Here is a 214-nt window from a genome sequence, read left to right as displayed (position 1 = left end):
TGGTATGACTGTGGAAGAAGCGAAACGTCGTGCTGCAGCAGCCGCAAAAGCGAAAGCGGCGGCGTTAGCGAAACAAAAAAGGGAAGAAACAGAAGAGGTAACGGAAGAAGAAAAGGCCAAAGCGAAGGCGAAGGCAGCAGCGGCCGCAAAAGCGAAAGCGGCGGCGCTAGCGAAACAAAAAAGAGAAGGAATGGAAGAAGTAACAGAAGAAGAA

Annotated in this window: 1 pseudogene; it reads left to right on the top strand. The window is 50.9% G+C overall.

Annotated elements, in window-relative coordinates:
* Positions 1 to 214 (top strand): annotated as a pseudogene (locus MR079_RS29040) (NADH-quinone oxidoreductase subunit C); the annotation flags it as partial.

It is taken from the genome of Bacillus cereus group sp. BfR-BA-01381, from assembly GCF_022663555.1.
In the GTDB taxonomy this organism is placed as follows: domain Bacteria; phylum Bacillota; class Bacilli; order Bacillales; family Bacillaceae_G; genus Bacillus_A; species Bacillus_A pacificus.
The sequence above is the reverse complement of the archived record's forward strand: the minus strand, read 5'-3'. Positions and strand labels throughout refer to the sequence as shown.